Origin of the sequence: Saccharomonospora iraqiensis subsp. iraqiensis (assembly GCF_000430445.1) — a bacterium.
In the GTDB taxonomy this organism is placed as follows: Bacteria; Actinomycetota; Actinomycetes; order Mycobacteriales; family Pseudonocardiaceae; genus Saccharomonospora; species Saccharomonospora iraqiensis.
The window spans coordinates 1-2,027 of record NZ_KE387139.1 but is presented as its reverse complement, the minus strand read 5'-3'; the positions used below and the strand labels follow the sequence as shown (position 1 = coordinate 2,027).

Here is a 2,027-nt window from a genome sequence, read left to right as displayed (position 1 = left end):
GGCTCAGCTGACGAGCCTGCGGACGACCGCGTCGGCGAGCAATCTGCCCCGGTCGGTGAGCACCGCGCGGCCCCGGTCGGCGGCGGCGCGGTCCAGCAGTCCGTCGGTCACCGCGGAGCGTGCCTGCCGCACGCCGTCGTCGTCCAGCGCGTCGAGCGGCAGGCCCTCGGCCAGCCGCAGTTCGAGCATCACCCGTTCGAGGTACCGGTCGTCGTCGGTGAGGGTCTCGTGGCCGGCCACCGGAAGCTGCCCCCCGGCCAGGGTGGCGGTGTAGCGGGCGGGATGCTTGACGTTCCAGAAACGCGTGCCGTCGACGTGGCTGTGCGCGCCGGGGCCGGCGCCCCACCAGTCGCCGCCGCGCCAGTAGCCGAGGTTGTGCCGGCACCGCGCCTTTTCGGAGGCCGCCCAGTTGGACACCTCATACCAGTGCAGCCCCGCCTCCGCCAGCCTGCGGTCGATCAGTTCGTAGTCGGCGGCGAGGACGTCGTCGTCCGGGGCGGGCAGTTCTCCCCGCCGCACCCGGCGGGCCAGGGCGGTGCCCTCCTCCACGATCAGCGCGTAGGCGGAGACGTGGTCCACGCCCGCGGACAGCACCGCGTCCAGCGTCGCCCGCAGGTCCTCGGTGCTCTCCCCCGGCGTGCCGTAGATGAGGTCGAGGCTGACGTGCTCGAAGCCCGCCGCGCGCGCCTCGCGGGCCGCGGCCGTGGCGCGGCCCGGGGTGTGCGTGCGGTCCAGCACGGCCAGCACGTGCGGGGCCGCCGACTGCATCCCCAGTGACACCCGCGTGTAGCCGGCCTCGCGCAGCCCGGCGAAGAATTCGGGCGAGGTGGACTCGGGGTTCGACTCGGTGGTCACCTCGGCGTCGTCGGCCAGGCCGACCGAGGAGCGCACCGCGTCGAGCACCGCGCCGAGCCCGTCCGCCCCGAGCAGCGAGGGCGTGCCCCCACCGACGAAGACGGTGTCCGCGGGCGGCGGATCCCCGAGCGTGCCCGCGGCGAGGTCGAGTTCGGCACGCACCCCGTCCAGCCAGGACGCCGTCGAGGCGGCCGAGCCGAGCTCACCCGCGGTGTAGGTGTTGAAGTCGCAGTAGCCGCACCGGGTGGCGCAGAACGGCACGTGCACGTACACCCCGAACGGCCGCCGCCCCGGCCCGCGCACCACCCCCGCCGGCAACCCGGACGACACCTCACTCGCGACACCCACCCCACCAGTGTCGCATTGACCGTGAAGGGCACTTTCCCTGCGTGTGACGCAGTGAATGTGCCCCTCGCTGCGCCCGGCGCAGGGAATGTGCCCTTCACGGCACACCCCGGGCGAGCAGGTCCGCCAGCGGGGCGAGCTCCGGCAGGCCCTCCGGGGTGTGGTCGAGCAGCGGCAGGGGCAGCGGTGGGGGGTCCGGGAAGCGGGTCTCCAGTTCGGTGCGGATCGCCTGTTGGGCGTCGCGCCGCCGGGATCCGGGGCCGGTGGTGTCGGCGTCGAGGACCCGGTTGATCAGGACCGTGCCGAGGCGCAGACCCCCGTCGGTGAGGGTGTCGGCGGCGCGCAGGGTCTCCGCCAGCGGCAACCGTTCCGGGACGACGACGAGGTGGACCAGGGCTTGCTCCCGCAGTCGGGCGGCCATCCACTCCACCCGTTCGCGCCGCCGGTACAGCCGGGACAGCAGCGGGTCGGGGCCGGTGTCGCCGCCCGCGCCGGTGTCGGCGGACAGCCCCGCCACCAGGCCCTCGACGTCGCGTGCCTTCTCCCGCTGCCGCGTCAGGCCCTCGATCCACGGGGTGAGCAGTGCGGGCAGGCCGAGCAGGCGCACCATGTGCCCGGTCGGCGCGCTGTCCACGACCAGGGTGTCCCAGTCGGTGCCCACCTGCCCGACCAGGTCGGTCAGCCGGTCGAGCAGGGCCGACTCCACCGTGCCCGGACTGTCCGTGGCGCGGGCCAGGTGCCGTTCGACGGCGGGCAGCACCTCCCTCGGCACGACGTGCCGGGCGTCCTCGGCGACCTCGGCGACCCGGCGCCGGGCCTGCGCCTCA

2 protein-coding genes are annotated in these 2,027 nt (G+C 75.0%); both read right to left on the bottom strand.

The window, feature by feature from the left end:
- Positions 1 to 3: 3 nt before the first annotated feature.
- Entirely contained in the window at positions 4 to 1,203 is a 1,200-nt protein-coding gene (gene hemW / locus ACTIR_RS0120840; protein WP_026455718.1) for a radical SAM family heme chaperone HemW, read from the bottom strand.
- 94 nt (positions 1,204 to 1,297) lie between these two features.
- Positions 1,298 to 2,027, bottom strand: a 730-nt coding sequence (locus tag ACTIR_RS24675) for an ArsA family ATPase (RefSeq protein WP_034241293.1), incomplete at its 5' end; no start/stop codon positions are given.